The organism is Polyangium jinanense (assembly GCF_028435365.1).
On sequence record NZ_JAGTJJ010000017.1, the window covers coordinates 116505 to 137809 of the forward strand.

Annotated in this window: 18 protein-coding genes; 7 read left to right on the top strand and 11 right to left on the bottom strand. The window is 70.2% G+C overall.

Going from position 1 to position 21305, the window contains the following annotated elements; all coding sequences use genetic code 11:
• Positions 1-160 precede the first annotated feature (160 nt).
• Positions 161-1090 (bottom strand): hypothetical protein, encoded by a 930-nt coding sequence (locus KEG57_RS26030; protein WP_272424633.1) that lies wholly within the window; start codon positions 1088-1090, stop codon positions 161-163.
• A gap of 60 nt (positions 1091-1150) precedes the next feature.
• Between KEG57_RS26030 and KEG57_RS26035 the strand changes: the two genes are divergently transcribed.
• Positions 1151-1471 carry a PilZ domain-containing protein gene (locus KEG57_RS26035; RefSeq protein ID WP_272424632.1) on the top strand — a complete coding sequence of 107 codons (321 nt, stop codon included), beginning with the start codon at positions 1151-1153 and terminating at the stop codon, positions 1469-1471.
• A 44-nt stretch (positions 1472-1515) separates the two neighbouring features.
• Here the strand turns inward: KEG57_RS26035 and KEG57_RS26040 are convergent, their stop codons facing one another.
• The 3 genes from KEG57_RS26040 to KEG57_RS26050 form a co-directional block, all read right to left on the bottom strand.
• A complete protein-coding gene (locus tag KEG57_RS26040) occupies positions 1516-2739 on the bottom strand; it encodes a FecR family protein (RefSeq protein WP_272424631.1) in 1224 nt (407 codons plus the stop codon).
• Positions 2736-3395, bottom strand: coding sequence for an RNA polymerase sigma factor (locus KEG57_RS26045; RefSeq protein WP_272424630.1), 660 nt, complete (start codon positions 3393-3395; stop codon positions 2736-2738). The genes KEG57_RS26040 and KEG57_RS26045 overlap by 4 nt, the downstream gene beginning before the upstream one ends.
• 404 nt (positions 3396-3799) lie before the next feature.
• On the bottom strand, positions 3800-4153 hold the full coding sequence (locus tag KEG57_RS26050) for a hypothetical protein (RefSeq protein WP_272424628.1): 354 nt from the start codon (positions 4151-4153) through the stop codon (positions 3800-3802).
• A 203-nt stretch (positions 4154-4356) separates the two neighbouring features.
• Here KEG57_RS26050 and KEG57_RS26055 point away from each other — a divergent pair, with 203 nt between their 5' ends.
• Positions 4357-5220 (top strand): purine-nucleoside phosphorylase, encoded by an 864-nt coding sequence (locus tag KEG57_RS26055; protein ID WP_272424626.1) that lies wholly within the window; start codon positions 4357-4359, stop codon positions 5218-5220.
• On the top strand, positions 5217-5663 hold the full coding sequence (locus KEG57_RS26060; protein WP_276074004.1) for a cytidine deaminase: 447 nt from the start codon (positions 5217-5219) through the stop codon (positions 5661-5663). The genes KEG57_RS26055 and KEG57_RS26060 overlap by 4 nt, the downstream gene beginning before the upstream one ends.
• A gap of 21 nt (positions 5664-5684) precedes the next feature.
• On the opposite strand, the gene KEG57_RS26065 is transcribed toward KEG57_RS26060, so the two are convergent.
• The 4 genes from KEG57_RS26065 to KEG57_RS26080 form a co-directional block, all read right to left on the bottom strand.
• Positions 5685-8540, bottom strand: a complete 2856-nt coding sequence (locus KEG57_RS26065; RefSeq protein WP_272424624.1) for a response regulator — start codon at positions 8538-8540, stop codon at positions 5685-5687.
• 76 nt (positions 8541-8616) lie between these two features.
• Positions 8617-9543: a hypothetical protein gene (locus KEG57_RS26070; protein WP_272424623.1), complete on the bottom strand. Its 927-nt coding sequence runs from the start codon at positions 9541-9543 to the stop codon at positions 8617-8619.
• The gene (locus KEG57_RS26075; RefSeq protein ID WP_272424622.1) at positions 9540-10685 is read right to left on the bottom strand and encodes a 6-phosphofructokinase; all 1146 of its coding nucleotides are present in this window, start codon (positions 10683-10685) and stop codon (positions 9540-9542) included. Before KEG57_RS26075 ends, KEG57_RS26070 begins: the two co-directional genes overlap by 4 nt.
• Before the next feature lie 19 nt (positions 10686-10704).
• On the bottom strand, positions 10705-11670 hold the full coding sequence (locus KEG57_RS26080; protein WP_272424620.1) for a DMT family transporter: 966 nt from the start codon (positions 11668-11670) through the stop codon (positions 10705-10707).
• 136 nt (positions 11671-11806) lie between these two features.
• Here KEG57_RS26080 and KEG57_RS26085 point away from each other — a divergent pair, with 136 nt between their 5' ends.
• Positions 11807-12283 (top strand): hypothetical protein, encoded by a 477-nt coding sequence (locus KEG57_RS26085; RefSeq protein WP_272424618.1) that lies wholly within the window; start codon positions 11807-11809, stop codon positions 12281-12283.
• 13 nt (positions 12284-12296) lie between these two features.
• On the opposite strand, the gene KEG57_RS26090 is transcribed toward KEG57_RS26085, so the two are convergent.
• Together KEG57_RS26090 and KEG57_RS26095 are read right to left on the bottom strand one after the other, a co-directional pair.
• Complete coding sequence (locus KEG57_RS26090) at positions 12297-13778, bottom strand: 2OG-Fe(II) oxygenase (protein ID WP_272424617.1); 1482 nt, start codon at positions 13776-13778, stop codon at positions 12297-12299.
• A gap of 52 nt (positions 13779-13830) precedes the next feature.
• Positions 13831-15348 (bottom strand): Do family serine endopeptidase, encoded by a 1518-nt coding sequence (locus KEG57_RS26095; RefSeq protein ID WP_272424615.1) that lies wholly within the window; start codon positions 15346-15348, stop codon positions 13831-13833.
• Between the two features lie 189 nt (positions 15349-15537).
• Here KEG57_RS26095 and proC point away from each other — a divergent pair, with 189 nt between their 5' ends.
• Positions 15538-16392, top strand: a complete 855-nt coding sequence (gene proC / locus KEG57_RS26100; protein ID WP_272424614.1) for a pyrroline-5-carboxylate reductase — start codon at positions 15538-15540, stop codon at positions 16390-16392.
• Positions 16393-16557: 165 nt separating this feature from the next.
• Positions 16558-17604 (top strand): Ca2+-dependent phosphoinositide-specific phospholipase C, encoded by a 1047-nt coding sequence (locus tag KEG57_RS26105; protein WP_272424714.1) that lies wholly within the window; start codon positions 16558-16560, stop codon positions 17602-17604.
• On the opposite strand, the gene KEG57_RS26110 is transcribed toward KEG57_RS26105, so the two are convergent.
• Entirely contained in the window at positions 17605-19257 is a 1653-nt protein-coding gene (locus KEG57_RS26110; protein WP_272424612.1) for a DUF2961 domain-containing protein, read from the bottom strand.
• A gap of 124 nt (positions 19258-19381) precedes the next feature.
• On the opposite strand from KEG57_RS26110, the gene KEG57_RS26115 reads away from it, so the two are divergent.
• Positions 19382-21301 (top strand): serine/threonine-protein kinase, encoded by a 1920-nt coding sequence (locus tag KEG57_RS26115; protein ID WP_272424611.1) that lies wholly within the window; start codon positions 19382-19384, stop codon positions 21299-21301.
• The last annotated feature ends 4 nt before the right edge of the window (positions 21302-21305 follow it).

Genomic DNA, 21305 nt, shown 5'->3' on the forward strand with positions numbered 1-21305 from the left:
CGCAAGCGGCCATGGGTTGGGGGAGCGGGAGCCGCGTCGTGTCGAGCGAGCGTGGCGTCCCGGAGGACGAGATTGCATCAACCGTGCGGCGGAACATCACGGCGGGACGTGTTGCCGGGCAGTTCGAACCGCAAGGGGCGCGGGGACAGAAATCGGGGCGCTACGGAGCGTCCGCAAGCGAGCGTTCGAGCGCGGCGCGGAGGTGGTTTTGCGCGCGCAGCGAGTACGGTCCGTCGGGCGAGATCTCGAGGTGCGTCGCGAAATGCTCGGCCGCGCGGCCGAACTCGCCCTTGCGATACCGCACGACGCCGCGCGCGAGCTCGCGCGGATACGAGGGATCGAGGGCCGAAAGCTCGTCGATCTTGCGGAGCAGGAAGGCCGCCTGGTCCTGCGCGCCGCGCCCTTCGTCGCGGCCCGGATTCGGGCGGGGCGGGTGCACGAGGAGGAAGCCGAAGAGCGCGCGCTGTTCGTCGACGCCGAGGGCGAGCGCGCTGCCCGAGAGGCCGCTGATCTCGTTCCACCGGCGCTTGAAGGAGGCGCGGAGCGCGCGTTCGTCCATGTGCATGACGCACGGCGGGGCGCCCTCGCACCAGCCGTTGCGGGTGAGGACGTCGGCGAAGGGGCCGCCGAGCTCGACGAGCTCGTCCGAGGTTTCGCCGGTCAAAACGAAGCGGCGCACCTCGCGGAGGAAGGAGCGGAGCTGGTAGGCGCGGAGCGCGAGGACGGCGTCTTCCCCCTGGGCGAGGGCGCGGGCGGCCGCGGGGCCGATCTGGCGGCGGAGCTCGGCGAGCATGGCGTCGTCGCCACGGGCGTCGGCGCGTCCGAAGGCGCGGAGGAGCGATCCGAGCGCGCGGACGTCGGCGTCGAGGGGTTTTGTCTCCACGGCGCGGACGCGGGCGTCGTCGTTCGCCGCGGTCTCGGCGAGCTTTCCGGGCTCGACGAGGGGGACGGGCAGGCCTTCGGGCGGGACCGACTGCGGGACGGCGAGGAGGGCGGCGCTGCCGGCGAGGAAGACCGCGACGACGCCCGGCTGCCAGCCCTCGAAGTGCCGGCCGAACCCCTTGGCGACGCGCGCCTCGTTTTTTGCCACCGCGCTCCGACCTCCGACCGTTTATTGTAGGACGCCGTCGGGACACGAGGAGAGAAAGTGTTGGCCGAGAAGCGAAAACACGCGCGAAGGGTCGTTCGACTGTCCGTCGCGTTCCAGGTGGGGGATGGCCCGCGCATCGATGCTTTCTCACGCGACCTGAGCATCGGCGGCATGTTCATCGTCACCGACAAACCCGCGCCCTTCAACGCGAACGTGAACCTCTACATGCAGCTTCCCGGCGTGAAGCAAGAGGTCATGGTGAAGTCGACGGTGCGCTGGACCGAGCCCGACGGGATGGGCGTGCAGTTCGGGCTGATGGGCGCGCGCGAGACGCACGCGCTGATGCAGCTCCTCACGGGCGCGCCGCCTTCGATCCGCTGAGGCGGGCGGGGTTTGTCGGGGCAGGGTTCTGCCCGGGCAAACCCCTACTGACCGAGCTGGAAAGGCACAGCGAGGGGGCCGGTCGTCCCGAGGAACTTGCCTGGGCGCAGCGAATTGAAGACGCACTGCATGAACTGCGGTTCGAGCGGCGGGTCGAAGCGCACGGACGAGACGGCGCCTTCCGGGTCGAGCGAGACGGTGACCGTGGCCGCGACCGAGAGACGAACGGAAGGGTCGCCGCCGCGGTAGTGCGTTTCGAAGCAGCCCGAAAGGCCCGCCTGCACGGAGGCGCGCGTGAGCACGGGCGCCGGCTTGGGCGCAGGCGGCGCCTCGGGCTCGACGGAGGGCGTGGGCGCAGGTGCAGGCGGCACGGGGGGTGCGTCCGGACGATCGGGGGCGTGCAGGTGCGGGCGCTCGGCGACGCTCGGAGGCGGCGGCGCGATCGCGGGCTTCGGCGGAGGCGTGGTCTCCACCGGCGCAGGCGGCGCGGGGGGCGCGTCGTCTACGGCGAGCATGCGGGCGGTCTCGCCGCCGTCGAGCGAGAAGGAGGCGCGTGCGCGGCCGACGAGGAGACGGCCGGTGGTGACGCCGGGGCGACCCGCGGGGCCGACGGCGACCGCGCCATGCTCGAGATCGACGAAGACATCGTCGTTGCCGCGGACGACGGTGAACGCGGTGCCATGCGCGGCGACACGCGTGCGGCCGACGTCGACGGCGAAGGTCTCGACGAGGCCCTCCGCGGTTTTTCGTGGCGTGACGTCTGCGCGCAACGAGCCTCGTTCGAGGCCGAGAACGAGCGCATCCCCGGCCTCGGAGGCCGCGGCGACGACGGTCGCGCGCGCGCCGGGCGCGAGCGTGACGCGGACGATGCCACGTTGCACGAGCGTGAGCGGCGCCTCGCCGGCCTCGACGCCGTCACCGGGACGAAGGAGCGAGAGATCTCGCTCGGACTCGCTGCCCGCGAGGAACGCGATCGTCTCGGGCGCGCGCCATCGGACGGCAAAGCCCGCGGGGGCGTCGTTCTTCGATCGCGCGCCGAAGCTCGCGACTGCGATCACCGCCGCAGCGGCCGCGCAAAGCGCGAGGCCCACACGCGCGCCGCGACCGATGCGAGGGAGCGCTCGGGACGCGCGCGCTTGTTCGTCCTCTGCGATGCGCGCCTCGAGCTTCTGCTCGATCGCATCCCAGGGCAGCTCGGGCAGCTTCTCGTCGGCGAGCGCGTCGCGCATCACCTCGAGGGCGCGCGTGCCGGGGTCGTTGTCGCTCACGTGGCTTTCCCCTCCGCCGGTAGAGCATTCGACGTTCGAGGGCTCCGCTCGGACGCGCCGAGCTGCGCCCCGAGCCCCCCGATCTCATCCACGAGCTGCGCGAGCGCAGGCTCCTCCCGCATGAGCTCGGCGAGCTCGCGCCGCGCGTAAAACAACCTCGTTCGCACCGTGAGCACGGGAGCATCCACGATCGTCGCGATCTCGGCCGGCGCCAAGCCCTCGATGTCGTGCAGCACGTACACCGTACGTTTCTTCTCGGAGATCCGATCGAGCAGCCGCTTGAACGCGGCGAGCCGGCGCCGGAGCGTCGCTTCCTCGTCCGGCAAGAGGCCCGCATCCCTCTCGTGCTCGGTCGCGAGTGGCTCGTCGGCGAACACCGGCCGGCTGCGCTCGGCCCGGCGGATCATGAGCACCACGTTCACCGTGATGCGATGAATCCAGGTGGAGAACTTCGACTGCCCGCGGAAGTCACCGAGGCTCCGGTGCACCTGGAGGAAGACCTCCTGCACCACGTCCTCGATGTCGCTCGCGCGGCCGAGCATGCGGAAGACGAGCCGCGCCACGGCCTCCCGGTGCATCCGGTAGAGGGCCGAGAAGGCGCCCCTGTCGCCGCTCCGGGCGCGCCGGACGAGCTCGTCTACGTCGCCGCTGTCCACGAAGGCCCGAGTGGCCAGGCTCGCGCTCGGCCATGCGAAAAACGACGGGGATGGAGCGACAGCGGGCGCCGAGACCAGCGAGGAGATCGCGCGCGGCAGCGCCACGGGGTACACGAACGGCTCCGTTGCGCGGCGGCGGGGCCGCATTCACGAGGCCGCCCTTTTGCACGAAATTTGTCCATTTCCCGCGGCCGGCCCCAACGTCGGCGCATGCTCTACATCGCCGTGGGATTGACCGTCGCCCTCGTCGCCGCCGACTTGCTCGACATCTCGTCGCGCAAGCCCGCCCGCCGACGTCTCAGCGATCTGTGACGGGCGGCCCAAGCGCCGCCCGCGACGTACCCTTCGAAAAAGATTCGGGGGCGAAGCTCGCGTCTCGCGAAGCCTCGCCCCCGCCTCATCCCTCAGGCCGCCGCGGCCTTCTTCTCGCCGGGGAAGAGCGCCTTGAGGTCGACCTTCTCCTGCTTCTTCTGCTCGAGGATGTGGTTGACCGCGCGGAGGATGCGCGTCTTGGACGGGCCGCTGACGGACTTGCCCGCGAGCGCCGACGCGATCGCGCGGTCCGTCACGGGACGGCCGCTGCGGGGCTTCTTGAGCCCCTCCTTCTTCTTCGCGCCGTCCTCGCTCTTGCGGGCGAGGCGCTTGGTCAGACGAATCGCCCGATCCTCGGGGCGCAGCTTCTCGATCTTCTGGGACGCCGCGATGATCCTGCGCGGGTCGATCGCCTTGGCCTTGAGGAACTCTTCGAACGTGCTCATCGGATTCACCTTGGAAGCTTCTGGAGGAGCGGGCTACGCGCGAGGTTGGGCGCGAACACCCCTCAACACGCAGGAGGGCGCGCACCCTATCACGGACGCCCGAACCCTGCACCCTTCTCGAACCGACGAAGGAAAGGACGGACGGCGGAGCGAGCGCGGGCAAACGTTTACCCGCCCCGTCAGCCTGTACTAACCTCCGACAAATGAGCCTGATCTCCCACCTCGACGAGGCCGTCTCCGTCATCCGATCGAAGAGCCCGATCACCCCCGTGGTCGGTGTGGTGCTCGGTTCGGGGCTCGGCGCGTGGGCCGAGAGCCTCGAGGAGCACGTGGTGCTCCCCTACAGCGAAATCCCGTTCATGCCCGTGTCCAACGTCGTCGGGCACGCGGGCAAGCTCTGGATGGGCCTCGCGAACGGCGTGCCGGTCGCTTGCCTGCAAGGCCGCGTGCACCTCTACGAGGGCCACGCGCCCGAGCGCGCCGTGTTCGGCGCACGGCTGCTCGCACGGCTCGGGTGTCGTGCCACGCTCTTGACGAACGCCGCCGGAGGTACGAGGCCCACGTTCCAGCCCGGGGACCTGATGCTCATCCGCGATCACCTGAACCTGACGGGGCAAAACCCGCTCGTCGGGCCGAACGAAGCCGGCATGGGGCCGCGCTTCCCGGACATGACGCACGCCTACGATCGGCGCATCGCGGCACTCGCGCGCGAGGCGGCGGCGGATACGGGCGTGTCGATCCACGAGGGCGTGTACGCGGGTCTGCTCGGTCCGTCGTACGAGACGCCGGCGGAGATCGCGATGCTGCGGACGCTCGGCGCGGACGCGGTCGGGATGAGCACGGTGCACGAGGTGATCGCGCTGCGGCACATGGGCGTGCGGTGCGGCGCGATGTCGTGCATCACGAACCTCGCCGCGGGCCTGAGCCCGACGCCGCTCGATCATGCCGAGGTCGAGGAGACGGCGCGCAAGTCGCGCGAGCGGTTCACGACGCTGCTCTCGGCCTGGGTGAAGAAGGTCGGCGCCGCGATCACCGGCGGCGGGAGCTGGCGAGGAGGAGCAGCTTGACCGATTTGCAGACGAACATCGATTGGACCGTGCTCGAACGCGCGGCGCTCGACGTGCAGGCGCGCGCGCACGCGCCGTACTCGACGTACCAGGTCGGCGCCGCGCTGCTCACCGCGTCGGGTCGGATCTTCACCGGTTGCAACGTGGAGAACGCGTCGTACGGGCTGTCGATCTGCGCGGAGCGATCGGCGATCGTGCAGATGGTGGCCGCGGGTGAACGTGATCCGATCGCGCTCGTGGTCGTGACGCCGGGGACGTTGAAGCTCGGTCCGGGCGTGGAGAGCCCGCCGATCGGCGCACCGTGCGGGATGTGCCGGCAGACGCTCGCCGAGTTCGCGGACGATCTGCGGATCCAGATGTCGGTCACCGGGCAGGAAGGGCTCTCGCGGAGGACGTCGCTCGCAGCGCTCCTGCCGGAGGCGTTCCGCGCGAAATCGGGCTGAGCGGCCGCGCGGCCGCTCGGCTCACTCTGCGTCGATCGGCCGCGACTCGACTTCCTGGATTCGCTGCACGGCCTGCAGGAGCGACTCGCGCGCGCGTTCGAGCGCGAGCTTGTCCTCGTCCCACCTCGAGCGGACGCGCGTGAGGCGCGCCGCAGCGTTGACGGCGTCGGCCACGAGCGTCGCCTTCTCCGCGGCGAGCGCGTCGCGCTCCTCCTCGCGCTTGCGCAGCTCCTCTTCGAGCCGCGCAACGTCGGCCACGCGAGCCGCGAGATCCGCGCGCAGCGTGCCCTCGTCCCGGCGCGCGGACTCGATCGCCCCGCGGGCCTCTTCGAGCTCAGTCCCGAGCGCGGCGATGCGCGCTTCGAGCTCGGCCGCGGCGGCGCGCAAGGTCGTCTCCTGCTCGGCGAGCGCACGCTTGCGAACCTCGCGCTCTTCCTCGACCTCCGCGGCTCGCGCCGCATCGTTCGCGCGCGATCGCTCCTCCTGCTCCGCGACGGCCTTCCGCGTGGCCTCTTCTGCGCTCGCGATCGCCGCGACGTGACGCGCTTCGAGCGCGCCCACGGCGTGCGCGTGCTCATCCTCGAGCTCTTGCACGCGCGCCGCGATCCGCTCGTCGGCCGCGCGCGTTGCTGCCTCGATCGCCTGCGCCTTCTCGGCGCTCGCCGCTTCGAGGGCCTTCGCGTGCTCGGCTTCGATCCGCGCGAGCGTGGCCGCGTGCTCCTCGCGGAGCTTCGTGATCTCCTCTTGCCGCGTGCGCTCCGCCTCGTTCGCGCCCGCCGATCGCAGCGCCTCGATGGCCGTCGCATGCTCCTCGCGGAGCTTTGTGATCTCCGCCGCGTGCTCCTCGCGCGCCTTGCCGAGCTCCGCGCCCTGCTCCGCGCTGAGCTCGCCGATCTCGGCCGCGTGCTCGTCGCGCAGCTTCGCGATCGCCGCCGCGTGCTCCTCGCCGAGCTTCTTGATCGCGGCCGCGTGCTCCTCGCCGAGCCGCGTGATCTCCGCCGCGTGCTCCTTCCCGAGCCGCTCGGCCTCGCTCGCGCGCGTCCGCGCCTCCGCGTCGGCGACGGCTTGTGAGAGCGTCTCGCTCGACGTCCGGAGCTGCTCCTCCCGCATCGCGATCGCGGCCTCGCGATCGAGCCGCGCCGCCGCGAGCTCCGCGTCCCGCGTCGCGAGCTTCTCCTCGACACGCTCGAGCAAGAGCTGGAAGTTCTGCACGCGCTTCTCGAGGGCCTCGCGATCGTCGCGCAGCTTGCTCAGCTCGGCGTCGACCTGCTCGCGCGATCCCTCGAACTCGATCATCCGATCGAGCTGATCGGCCTTCTCGCGCTCCAGCACGAGTGCCTGATCCCTGAGCTCGATGAGCTCCTTGTCTCGCTGCGAGACCTGCTCGCGCAGGGCGAGGATCTCCTTGTCCTTCTTGTTCAGGGCCTCGCGCAGATCGAGGAACTCGCGGCTCGACACGCCGCCGAGGCGCGAGGTGGCGGTGAGTGCCGCCGTCCCCGTCAAACCGCCTCCGCCTTGCACGGCGGCCGTCGCCGCGATGGCCGCGGAGAGCTTCGCCTTGAGCTCCTCGGCCTCGCGCTTGAGCCGCGCCACGTCGGCCGATCCTTCGCTCGCCTTGACGAGGTCGGCTTCGAGCTTCGACACGCTGGCGCGTGAGGTTTGCAGTTCCTGATCGAGGCGCGTGCTCTCGTCTCGCGTCCGCGCGAGCTCGCCCCGGAGCGCCTCGATCTCTTGCTGGGCGCGCGGGACGTCGCCTTCGAGGCGCGCGAACTCGCCCTTGGCACGCGTGAGCTCGTCCTTCGCTTGCGTGAGTTCGTCGCGGCTCCGCGCGATCTCTTCCTTGCTGCGCGTGAGCTCTTCCTTGCTCTGCGCGAGCTCTGCGCGGAGTCGATCGAGCTCCGCCGTGTCGGCCGCTTGCGGGGCCGGCGGGCGCTCGCTCCCGCGGAAAGGCGCCGCGGGCGGAGGCACGGAGCGCGTCGTGGCAGGCGCGGGCGCTGCTGCAGTCGGACGCGGAGGCATCGCGGTCGTGGATCCACCGGGACGCGGCGGCGCGGCGGGAGGCGGCGCAGCGGCCGCGGGCGCAGGCGGCGGAGGCGGCGCAGCGGCCGCGGATGCAGGCGGCGGAGGCGGCGGCGCGGCCGCGACAGGCGCAGGCGCGGGCGGCGGTGCAGGAGGCGGCGGCGCGACCGCAAGCACAGGCGGCGGTGCAGGAGGTGGCGGCGCGACGGCAGCGGCGGGCACGGGCGGCGGCGCAGGAGGCGGTGGCGCCACGGCTGGCGCGCGCGGCGCGGGCGGCACCACCGGCAACACTTGCGCGCGCGTCTTCTCTTCGTCGTCGTCGGCCATCAGCCGATCGAAGGCGCCGCCGAGGAAGTCGTCGATCTCGCGTTCGCCCGCGGCCTCGTTCGGCGGCGCGGTCTCCTCCTCGACCTCCTCGACCTCGTCGGCCTCGATCACCTCGGCATCGTCGATGACGATCGCATCCGCATCCGGCTCGATCGTCGCCTCGATCGGCACGAGCGCGCGGATGTGGTCGAGCAGCTCGCCGAACGCGATCGGCTTGTGCACGTAGTCCTCGGCCCGCGTGCGCAGCTTGCGGTGTTGCTCGAAGGTCTCGTCGGTCGACTCGCTCGACATGATGAGGAGCGGCACGTCCTTGAGCTGCGGATCCTTCTTCAGCTTGTTGCACACCGAGAAGCCGTTCATGCGCGGCAGCTCGATGGAGAGGAGGATCAGGTCCGGTCTGTCGTTCGCGGCGAGCTGCAACCCGGCGTTGCCGTCGTCGACGACCTGCACGGTGCAGCCGAGACGCCCGAGCTCGGTACGGAGCTCTCCGGCGAACGCGTGATCGCTCTCGAAAACGAGGACTTTTGTCATTTTTCGGGCCGTTTCGACAGGCTCGGAGCCTTCCTCGCCAAGATATCGATCTCGTTCGAGGACTGTCAAACTCAGCTCAGAACCGACCCACGATCGAGACAGAGGCCGGGCCCACGAAGACGCGCGCCGACGCCTCGTCCTTCGCTTTTTTCGGCGCGAGCGCCCAGATCCCGACCGCCGCGCCCGCCGCGAGGCCGGCGCCGATAAAGGCCCCGAGCGCGAGGCCATCGAACGTCCGCACGCTGTCGATGCGATCCGCGCCACACTGCACCCGCTTGCGACACTCGATCTCGCCCGCCTCGGCATGCGCGCCGGCCAGGAGGTACGACGCCACGCCGCCGCCAAGGAGCGCGACGGCTGCGCCCCCCGCGATCCACGTGCCGAGCGGCACGGCGCTGCTCGCCTTTGGCTCCGTGGGCCCCGCGTTCGTGCTCCCCGGCAGCTTGATCTCGACCGTGAGCTTCGCTTCGTCCTCGGCCTCGACCTTGGTCGAAAACGCCTCGCCGCCCGGCGCCTTCGCCTCGATCTGATGCGTGCCGGGATCCACCGGCACGGGCGCGCCGAGGCTCGACGCCGGGAGCGCCTCGCCGTCGATCGTCACGACGATGCCGGAGACGTCCGCGGGGAGCTTCAGCCGGATCGTGGGGATACGCGGCTCGATCTCTTTGCGTTTTTTCTCGATCGCCTCGCGACGGGCCTTGTCCTTCTGCGCCGCCGCGATCTCTTCCCCGTGCTTCCACGTGGCCACGGCCGCGCGCAGCTTGCCCGTCGTGGCCTGACACTCCCCGAGCGCCAGAAACGCCTCGGCCGTCTCGTGGATCGCGATCGCCTGCTCGAGCATCGGGATCGCGTCGGAGCAGCGCCCGGCCTTCACCTCGACGACAGCGTCCCGCACCATGTCCTTGGCGAGCTGCACCTCGGCCTTGCTCGGCTCCTTCGCGAGCGCCGCCGGCACGCCGAGCGTGAGTGCGACGCCAAGCGCGAGCCCCCACGTGGCCTTCACGACGCGGCGGTCCCTTCCTTCGCAAAATGGCCCGGAGGCTCGTCGCCGAAGCAGATGCCCATCTCGCGCGCGGTCGTCACCGTGTCGCCGTCGAGGTCCACCGTCTTCGTGCGTCCCGCGGTCTCAGAGAGCGGGATGAGCTCCACGCGATGGCAACGCAACGCGACCATGCCGCTCTCGCAGCCCTGCATGAGGAAACGCACGGCTCCCGCGCCGAAGCGCAACGCGAGCAGACGATCGAACGTCGTGGGGCCGCCGCCGCGCTGCAGGTGGCCGAGCACCATCGAGCGTGTCTCCTTGCCCGTGCGCGCGCCGATCTCCTTCGCCACGCGCTCGGCCACGCCACCGAGCACGGCCACGCGGCGGAACGCGTCGCCCGTTTCGCGCACGGTCACGTCGCCGCCCTTCGGGCACGCGCCCTCGGCCGCCACGATGATCGAGAAGCGCCGCCCGCGCGCCTCACGCTGCAGCACCTTCTCCACGATGGGCTCGTACGAGAACGGCACCTCGGGAATCAGGATCGCGTCCGCGCCGCCTGCGATCCCGGACCGCAGCGCGATCCAGCCCGTGTTCCGCCCCATCACCTCCACGACCATGACGCGCTCGTGCGCCTCCGTCGTCGAGTGCAGCCGATCGATCGCCTCCGTCGCGATCGAGACCGCCGTGTCGAAGCCGAACGTGAGCTCCGTGCCGTACACGTCGTTGTCGATCGTCTTCGGCACGCCCACGACGAGCGGCAGGCCGCGTTCGAGCAGCGCGTTCGCGATGCGCATCGAGCCGTCGCCGCCCACCGCGACGAGCGCGTCGAAGCCCTCGCGATGGAACCGCTCGACGAGCTCGTCAGCGCGATCCTTGGGGACGATCTTGTCGCCCTCGTGTGTCGGGTAGTGGAACGGATCGCCGCGGTTCGCCGTGCCGAGGATCGTGCCGCCGAGGTGCATGATGCCGCGCACGGCATCACGATCGAGCCGCACGAGGCCGCCAGGCTCGTCCTCGAGCAAACCGCGATACCCGTGTTTGATGCCCCAGACCTCGATACCCCGCTCGATGGCGGAGAGCGTGACGGATCGAAGCACGGCGTTCAGCCCGGGCGCGTCACCGCCCCCGGTGTTGATGGCGATCTTCCGTATCGTGCGCGGCATCCTGCGGGGAGGATCGCGGTCATCGGCCCGTTTGGCAAGGGGGCGAAACGAGCGCCGCGGTCGCCCTCGCCTCGCGCAAGCCGGACCAGGTGAGCCCTACACCCGCCGCGATCACCAGCGCCGCCCCCGCGAGCCCGACCGGCTTCTCGGGCTCCCCGAGGATCACGATCGCCGCGAAGTGCGTCAGAACGACCCCGAGGTAACTCCACACGCCCACGCGAGCCGCACGATCGAGCGCGTACGCCCGCGTCATCGCGATCTGCGCGAACGCGCCGCTCGCGCCCGTGCCGAGGAGGAAGAGCGCGCCTTCGAGGTCGGGCATGCGCAGCGTCGGGAGCGCTACGAGCGAGAGCGAAACGCCCGCCACAAGCGAGAAATGCGCGACGATCGCCTCGGGGCTCTCGCGCGGCGTGCCCGATCGGCCGGTGCCCAGGCGACGCAGCCAGATCATGGCGAGCGCGCTCGCGACCGCGCCGAGCAGCGACACGAGCGAGAGCGAACCGGACAGCCGGAAGCTCGGGCCCGCGACGAGCGCCACGCCAGCGAATGCGATCGTCGTTGCAACCCAAACGATCCGGGAACTCCGCTCGCCGAGCAGCCACGGCGCCAGGATGGCGATGAAGATCGGCGACGTCGCGCCGAGCGTCACGGCGTCCCCGAGCGCGATCGCCGGCGCGCCGAACGTGTAGAACGTGCAGAACATCGCGACCGTTCCGCAGATCGATCGGGCCCACGCCGTGCGCCGGTCGTGGATCACGAGCGGGGCGCCGCGCATCCGGGCGACCGCGATGGCGACCACGGCCCCGAGCACCGCGCGCGCCGCGGCGACCTCGGACCACGGGAGCTTTTGCGCGCCGAGGCGCGTGCAGATCCCCATGATCGTGAAGAGCACCTGCGCGACCACCATCCACGCGAGCGCCTTTCGTGGTCCGCTCGTGGCCTCGGGGGCGCTCCTCTCTCGGCCCCCCGGCTCGACGCTGTTCACCCGCGCCGCGTTACCACGCGAAAGGCCGCGAAGCCCGCACTTGCGCGCGAGGGTTGGTCTCCCCTGTGTGCGTGCTGGCCCTCCGTGATATGAATCGTCACGTTTGGGACGAACCTACCCCACGCTGGAGATCTGCATGACCCCGAAAGCCCGCAGTGCCTCGATCGACGCTGGCTCCCTGCCCGCGCTCTCGCCCCTCGCCGCGTTCGCCCTCGCGCAGGCCGACGGCACCCGGTCCATCGCGGACATCGCTGCCCTCGCGGCCGCCACCGGAACCGACGGGTGGACGCGTGACGCGGTGTTCCGCGCGCTCGACGAGCTCGCGGATCTCGGCCTCCTCGAGGCGCGCGTGGCCCCTCCGGCTGGTGGTCCTCGGGTTCGCCGCGGCCCGACGGTCGAGAGCGCCCCGGCCCTCGGTGTTTCGCCGGGCATGCCGCTCTGGGCTTCCGACGACGACGACGGCTCGCGGAAGAACCAAGAGGAGAAGGAAAAGCGCCACGCGGAGCAGAGCGACAAGAAGAAGTCCGGCAAGGACAAGGACAAGGAACAGGGCGCCCGCGGCGCGGAGCAGAGCGACAAGCGCACGGCCGAGCAGAGCGACAAGGGTTCCTGAAGCGCCGTCGCCGCTACGTACCGGCCCTTCGCTCCGCTTTTCGCACGAGCCAATCGATCATCGCTCCCCCCACGTCTTGCCCGCCGACGAGCCGGGCGCGCGCGAAAAAACACGGAAAGTTCACTTCGAGCACGTAATGGCGTCCGCTCGGATGTTCGAGCACGTCCACGCCGCCGAGCTCGACATCGAGGGCGGCCGTCGCAGCCACGGCGCTCGCCAGGATCTCGGGCGCGGGCGGCGTCCGGTAATCGGCCGGATCATCGGTCGCGTGGGTCCGGAAATCGTCTTCGTCCTTTTGATTTCGCCAGTACCCCGCGACGCGGTCGCCCACCACGATGCAGCGATAATGCGTCGCATCCGGGATGTAGGCCGAGAGCACGGGCATCCGGCCCGACGCGAGCGCATGATCCATCGTGGAAAACAGCCCCGCCAGGCTGTCGATGCGCAAGACGCCGATCCCCCCCGATCCGCCGGCAAACTTCATCACGATCGGCAGGCCGCCGAGATCCTCGACATAGCGCCGCAAAAGCACGCGGTTCGTCGTGTTCCCCCAGATCCACCGCGGCACCGAGATTCCCCGCCGCTCGAGCACGGAAACCTCGGGCCCGATATCGCGGAACATGCCGTCCGGCTCCCGATGAAATGTCACCACCCCCGGCCCCGAAAGCGCCTGCTCCACGCGCACCGCCGAGGACGAGACGGCCGGCCGGAAGAGCAAGGTTCCCGGCGGGAGCGGCTCGGCCGCGGTGAAATCGAAATTCGCCGCCTGCACTTCCTCGTACGAGACCCCGCGCGACGCGCACGCCTCGCGCAGCACGCGTATCGTCGTCTCGGGCACGCCGTCGTTCACGCAGACGAACCGCCGCGAAGCAGGCGCCTTCCCCGCCGGCCTCTCGTCCGCCGCGAGTTTCACGCGGGCGGCCTCGACGGGGGCATAAACGAAATACGCGATCGTCGCCTTTTCCCCTTCGCGGAGCGGATTCGACTGATGCAGCGCGGCCCTGTCGACGCTCCCGTCGGGCCGATGGTTGAACCAGAGCGCGAGCCGTCCCCTTTTCGCGCCGACGGCCACCGGATGCGGCTCGGCGCGCGGGAAAAACGTCTCGCCGCCGCCTTCCGCGTCCGTGAGATAGACGATCGCGGTCGCCATGAGCCGCGCGCCGCCGATCGTGTATTCGTCGAGGTGCGGCGGATGCGCGTCGCCCCGCTCGTACCGGCGAAACCGGAACGTCGGCTCGACGAGCGTGCAGGAAAACCCGAGGACCGCCTCGATCCGCGCCGCGATCGCCGCGAGCACGGGGTCCTCGCGGACGGGTAGCTCGCTCGACAACCCCGTCTCGTTCGCCTGCCACGCGAGCCCGCGGCGGGTGAGCCCGTCGCGATCGCCGTACGAGGCGAGCACGTGGCGCACCTCGTCGTCGAAGACAAAACCCTCCTGCACGTAGAGGCGCGGCGCCTCGGAAAGGCGCCGCAGCGGAGACGAGACGGGGTTCATGGGCCCGACAGCACCGTGCGAGAGCGACGCTGTCAAGCCCGGCGGCCCGGGATCACTTGATGGGGAGCGCGGCGAACCGCGTGATCTTGCCGCGGCGAACCTTGAACGCCGCCACGGTGCCGGGCTTCATCTTGCCGAGCGCGGCTTCGAGCGCCTTGGCGTCGCGCACCGGCGCGCCGTTGACCTCGAGGAGCACGTCGCCCGGCGAGAGCTCGCTCTCGGCCTCCGTGACCCGGTCGACGCGCACGCCGCCGCCCGCGAGATCCGAGAACTGGAAGCCGAACTTGTTCGCCGTGGCCGGCGCCTTCGGCCCGCGCGTGGGCTTCGTGTCGACCTCGTCGCCGTTGCCGTCGCCGAGCTGATCGAGTTTCGCGGTTACCTCGAGCGGCTTGCCGGAGCGGAGGAGCGAGACTTTGATCGTCGTGCCCGGCGCGTGCCGCGCGACCTTGCGGGGCAGGTCTTCGGCGTGGTGGATCGGCGTGCCGTTCACTGCGACCACGATGTCGCCGGGCTTGATGCCCGCGCGCGCCGCCGCGCCGCCCGGCTCGAGATCCGAGACGAGCGCGCCCTTCGGCGTGTCCATGCCAAACGCCTTGCCGAGATCGGCCGTGAGCGGCTGGAAGAGCAGGCCGAGCTTGCCACGCTCGACGCGACCCTTCTCGCGGAGCTGCGGCAGGATGTCCCTCAGCGCGTCGACCGGCGTCGCGAAGCCGATGCCGTTCGCGCCGGCGCGGATGGCCGTGTTGATGCCGATCACCTCGCCCTTCCAGTTGAACAGCGGACCGCCGCTGTTGCCCGGGTTGATGCTCGCGTCGGTCTGGATGAAATCGTCGTACGGGCCGGCGCCGATCGAACGCGCCTTGGCGCTCACGATCCCGAGCGTCACCGTGTGCCCGAGCCCGAAGGGGTTCCCGACCGCGAGCACGTGCTCGCCGACGCGCAGCGCCTCGCTCGATCCGAGCGCCGCGACCGGAAGGCCGCTCGCGCCGCGAAGCTTCAAGAGCGCGAGATCGAGCTTCGTATCACGCCCGACGACGTCGGCGGCGAACTCGCGCTCGTCCGCGAGGCGCACCTTCACATCGTCCGCGCCCTCGATCACGTGCGCGTTCGTCACGATGAACCCCTCGGGGTCGATGATGAACCCGGTGCCGAGCGCGGTGCGCGCCATCTGTCGCTCCGGGGTGCGCGGCGCGCGTTCACCTCCGCCGCCTCCGCGCGGGCCGAAGAAAAACTCGAAGGGATCGATGCCGCCGAAGCCCGGTCCTCCGCCGGCGACCTTCTGCGTCGTCGTGATGTTGACGACCATGGGCGTCACGCGCTGGGCGAGGTCGGCGACGTCGAACGTCGCGGGCACGGGCGCGGGCCCGGCGGGCGCGGGCGCTGCCGTGACGGCCGCGGCGGCCTCGGCCGAGACTTGCTGGGCAACCTCTTGCGTAGAGGGCGGCGGCGGCGTCGCGTGCGCCTCGTGCCCGCAGCCGGTGGACCCGAGCAATCCCGTGGCGAGCAAAAGGGCGAGCGCCGAGCGAGACACGAATGAAGACGCGCGCTGGGACGAACGGACGGACATCATGAATTCTCCCCTCGAACCTCCGGGCGAGCGAACCAGCCGAGGCTCCACTTCATTCCGAGCCTAACGGATGAATCGCGATACCGAGTTGCGCAACCCCTCGCGGTGCGGTTGGGACGATCGCATGTCTCCCCGGATGCCGCTGTCCCCTGGCGTAGCGCTCTGGTACCGTTCGCCGCCGGAAGGGAAGCGATGAACGATCTGCGCAAACGCATGGAAGAGCGGCGAATCGGGTTCGTGGGCGGCGGCAGCATGGCGTCCGCGCTCATCCGGGGCCTCTTGCATTCGGCCATGGTCACGCCCGCTCAAATCCGGGCGAGCGATCTGAAGGAACAGCGGCTCGACGAGCTCCGGCAGACGTACGGAATCGACACCACGGATGACAACGAGGCGCTCGTCCGCTGGGCCGACGTCGTCGTCATCGCCGTGAAGCCGCAGATCGTCGACCGTATCCTCGGCGCCGTCGCGGCCGGGCTGAAGGAGGGCGATGTCGTGATCTCCGTCGCCGCCGGCGTGCCGATCGAGGCCATCGAGGCGCGCCTGCCCGAGCGCACGCGGGTCATTCGATCGATGCCGAACACCGCGGCCATCGCGCTCGCGGGCGCCACGGCCATCGCGCCCGGCTCGCACGCCACGAAAGACGACCTCGAGGTCGCCCGCGCGCTCTTCGAGGCCGTCGGCCGTTGCGTGGTGCTCGACGAATCGCTGATCGACGCGGTCACGGGCCTGTCGGGCAGCGGCCCGGCGTACGTGATGCTCATGATCGAGGCCCTCGCGGACGGCGGCGTCAAGGTCGGCCTCGGCCGCGACACCGCGCTCCTCCTCGCGGCGCAGACCGTGTACGGCGCGGCCAAGCTCCAGCTCGAGACGGGCGAGCACCCAGGGCGCCTCAAGGACATGGTCACGAGCCCCGGCGGCACGGCCATCGCGGGACTGCACACGCTCGAAGCCGGCGGCCTGCGCCGCACGCTCATCGACGCCGTCGAAGCGGCCACGAACCGCGCCGGCGAGCTCGGCGAGCAGATGGCGAAAAAGCTCCGGCGCTAACCTCCCCGCATTCCGTCCTCGTCGCCGATCGAGCGCCCTCTGGCTTTCGGCCGCGCTCTTGCTCGTCCGCACGGCATGTCCCCGCCGTGCTCGATGATTTCCCCATCGCCGTCCGATTCTCCAGGCCTTGACGGTCCTCCCGAGGAGAGCTGTCATGCCGTGAATATGCATTCTCGCCTTGCCCTCTGTTTTTCCCTGCTAACGCTTACCTTCTCCTTCTGCGCGTGCAGTGACACCGACGAAGGCAGCGCTCCTGGCACGACCAAACCCTCGTTCGTGTATCCGCTCGACGACGTCCTGCGCCTCCACCACGTGCAGGCCAAGGCCACGCACAACAGCTTCCACGTGGCGAACCCCGATCTCACGGGCGCCGCGTACGCCGTCGATCACGCGCCGCTCGACGTGCAGCTCTCCGAGCAGGGCGTGCGCTGCATCGAGCTCGACCTCCGGTACGACGAGGCGCTCGGGGATTACAAGGTCGCGCACGTGCCTTTCCTCGACGAAGGCAGCACGTGCGCCACGCTCGGCGCGTGCCTCGGCATCGTGAAGCGCTGGTCGGACGCCCACCCGGCCCACCTACCGCTCACGATCATGCTCGACATCAAGGACCTCGCGCCCGGCGCGAACGCGATCGAGGCTTATTTCGGCACCCTGCACGAGAAGCTCCTCGGGGTTTGGCCGGAAGATCGCGTCGTGACGCCCGACGAGGTGCAGGGCGATTACGCGACGCTCGGCGAGGCCGTGAAGACCGAGGGCTGGCCCACGCTCGGCAAGCTGCGCGGCCGCGTGATCTTCACGATGTACAACCTGACCGACGGGTTTGGCAAGGCGTATTCCCGCGAGGGAACGAGCCTCGCAGGCCGGCTCCTCTTCACCCGGACGGTGCCCACGGATCCGCATGCCGCATGGACGCTCTATGACGATCCCACGGTGACGAAGGTGCTCATCGACGAGGCCGCGGCCGCGAACATGATGGTCCGCACGCGCGCCGAGATCGACCTCGACGCCGCGCTCGCCGGCGACACGAAGTTGCGCGATGCGGCGCTCGCGGGCGCCGCGCATCTCGTCACGACGGATTATCCCGCGCCGATCGACGGCTCCACCTATCACGTGGACATCACGGGCGGCACGCCGGCGCGCTGCAATCCCGTGACGGCGCCTGCCGAATGCACGTCCGAGGCGCTCGAAGATCCTCGGTTCATGAAGCCCTGATCAGCGATAGAGGAACGTCACGCTCCGGTACCGGTCGAGCGTTTCGGGGATGCCTGGACCAATTTCCAGCGCGATCTCCGCGCTCTTCTGGAAGTCGATCCGATCCGTGAGCACGTGGAACCGGCACGCGCTCGTGCGAGCCGAGGGCGGCGTGACCTCGGTGCCCCACCATTGCGCGAACGGCGAGGCGTGAGGGCCGGATTCGAAGTAGAACGCGCCATTCAGGTAATCCTCGGTGCCCGTTCCGACGACCGACGTCACGCCGTCGAGCACGGCGCGCTCGTCACCTTCGAGGAAATTGAGCGGTTCGTCGAAAAGGCTGCCATCACCGATTCCGCGGCCTTCCAGCATGAGGCACGTCCCGGCCCAGCGCCCGCGGCCCGTGACGCTCGCGAGTGGATGCTCGGGCCCCGGCGCGGGCGCGACGGTCTCGTTGCGGACGGCGTGGAGATGGCCGAACGGCTCGCTCGGGACGACCTTTTCGCCTCGAATCGAGAGCGTGAAATCGACCTGCTCCGCGGCCGCGCTCGTCGCCGCGAAGACCGCCTTTTCCTTGAATGGCATCGGGAGCCGCAAGGCGAGACGCGCCGTGCCTCCGTCCTTCGACCCCGCAAGCGCGAGGCTCGCATTCTCCGGCGCATCCAGCGTCGCGGCGAAGAGATCCGAGAACGGCAGCAGAATGGCCGGCGCGGCATCATCATCCCAGGTGACCGAAAGCGTGACGTCACGCAGCGTGGCGAGCTGCGCCTCGGCGACCTCGATGGAAAACGCATGAATCGTGGAAGGACCTGCAAGATCGGCCAGCGTGGTCGTTTGTCCGGGCTCCAGGGTCACGGTCTTGGGCGCGAGGAGCGGCTCGCCCGGGATCACCCCCTCCGCCGTGGACGAGAGGACGGAAATCGCCTGGTCCCGCGCGGCGAGGCGCGCCTCGGCCGCCTTGCGCGGCACGGCCTCCGGGGAAAGGACCGCCCCTGCCTGATGATAATAATATTCCAGCGGCCCGAGCCCATCGAGGGCTATCACGATTTTCTTGGAGAAGACGACCGGATAATACCACGCGAGGTGATTCCCCGGCCCATCACCGAACGGCGGCGCGAACATCTCCCCCGCCGTGCCGTCGATCACCGCGGCGAGCGGCTCCTCCACGACGGGGTTCGCCTCGTCGTCGACCCAGATCCGCAGCACCTCGTCGTTCGCCACGAGCCCGTTCCGCAGCGAGCTCGCCGTGAGCCAGAGCCGCGACAGGTAACCCGAACCCGAAAACCGCGAGAGCACGACGCCCCGCACGTACGCCTCGGGGCACGCGGCCTCGTCGTAAATCGGCGGGATGAGCTGGTTCTCGCTGACGGAGGCCTCGCGGCCGCGGCAGACGAAATGGTTCATGTCGCGGTTTCCACGCTCCACGAAATCGGCCGGCGCAGGCGCGCCGCTCAGGCGATCCTGGCTCCCCGTCTGGACGTACCTCTCCTCGCCGAAGACGGGCAATGCCCGGAAATCCGCGAGCGCCGCGAGCGCGGCTTCGTCCGCGAGCTCCTCGCGCGTGCCTGGCGGCGGGAGCGTCACCACGGGGCGGGGATCATCGCTGCAACCGGCGGCGGAAGCGGCGGCGAGGACGAAAAAGGTGGCGCGTGCGCGGCGGATCGTGCGGTCCATCGTCCGTTCAATGTGCGCCGATGCCGCCCCGGAGGCGAGCGTATTTTTCGTGCGCAGCGGACGAGAAAAGTCGGAACCCGCACTTCTCCGGGCGGCGGGAATGGTGCATCCTTCGAGGCGCGCAATGGAATGGACCATCTCCGACACGATCCGCGTGGAAGACCTGGCGGAGGCCCTCGGGACCACGACCGAGGGCGCGCCGCCGCGGAGCCATCCGCCGGACGCCGAAACGCCAGTGCTGCCGCGCCTGTCGCTTTCGACCGGCGCGATCGAGGGCAAGGCACCCGTGCTCTCCTCGCCGGGCGTCGACCTCACCCTCGTGCGGCAGCTCGGGCAAGGCGGCATGGGGGCCGTCTACCTCGCGCATCAGCGATCCCTCGATCGCCATGTCGCCGTAAAAATACCGCACGACGACGCGCCCCGGAGCGCGTCCTTGGCGATCATTCGCGAAGGCCAGGTCGCCGGGGGGCTCGAACACCCGAACATCGTGCCGGTGCACGCGCTCGGGCTCGACGATACAGGGCGGCCGATCCTGGTCATCAAGCGGATTGAGGGCGTGTCGTGGAGCGACCTCCTCGCGGATGCGAGCCATCCGTTCTGGGAGCTCGCGAGCTTCGGGGGCGAATCACGCCTCGTCGCGCACCTCGAGATCCTGATGCAGGTATGCAATGCATTGCATTTCGCCCATACCCGCGGGATCGTCCACCGGGACATGAAGCCCGACAACGTGATGGTCGGCGAATTCGGCGAGGTGTACCTGCTCGATTGGGGGGTGGCGCGGAAGATCGACACGACGCCGGGCAAGGAGGCGGAGCCGCTCGTCGGGACCCCTGCGTACATGGCCCCGGAGATGGCTTGCGGAAAGCCGCACGAGGTCGACGCGCGGACGGACGTGTATCTGCTCGGCGCGACGCTCCACGAGATCCTCACGGGCAACCCGCCGCACGCGCGGCCGAGCCTTTACGACGCGCTTCTTTCGGCGAGCGCGGGGACGCCGCAGGACTACCCGCCCGAGGCCCCGGACGAGCTCGTCGCGCTCTGCAATGCCGCAATGTCGCGCGATCGGGACGAGCGGCCCCCGAGCGCCGCGACATTCCGCGAGCGCGTGGCCGATTTTCTGCATCACCGCTCCTCGCTCGGAATCGCGAATGCGGCGAGCGAGCGGCTCGCGGCCTTGGAGAAGGCCATGGGTAACGGCGGACCTGAGCTCGTCACCAGCGCGGAAATGCTGGGCGGGCTCAGCGAATGCCGCTTCGGCTTTCTGCAAGCCCTCCGCGAATGGCCCGACAACACGCGCGCCAAGGAGGGGCTCGCGCGGAGCCTCTCGCTCCTCGTCGAGCGCGAGCTCGCCCTGGAAAACCCTGCGAACGCCCGCGCCCTGCTCGAACGAATCGAAGGAGATCGCTCCGCGCTCGAAACGCGCGTCGCCCTGCTGGAAGAAAAAATCGAGGAACGCCGGCGGCTCGAGCGGAGGGCCGCGAAGATGGCCAAGGAGATGGATTCCAGCGTGGGTCGCCGCGCGCGGACGCTCTTCATCAGCGCCGTGGTCGGAACCGGCGCCATCGCAATGGGCGCCCTCTCGATCCGCGAAGCGAACACGCGCCGCCCCTCGTCCTGGGCCGACGTCCTCGTCTTCGACGCGGTGATCCTCGCGCTGTTCCTCGCCGGGCTCTTTTTTGGTCGCAGGCGGCTGCTCACGAACCTCTTCAACCGCCGGCTGCTCTTCACCGTCACGGCCTCGTTCGCGCTGAATGCCCTGCACGACGTGCTCTCCTACGCTCGCGGCGAGCACGTCTGGACCTCGGGCGCGATGGGCCAGCTCATCATCGGCTCTTGCCTCGTGGTCACCGCGATCAACAGCACGCTCGAGCTCCTCTGGCCCGCGGCGATCCAGCTCGCGGGCGGCTTGCTCTCGTTTTACGTCCCCTGGGCGACGGGCGCGATCAGCACGATCGGCACGCTCGTCACGGTCGCGCTCGTCCTCCGGGCATCGAAGCCGAGCGGCGCCGCGGAGACGGCTGACGCGCGGCACGACCGCGTGTAGAATG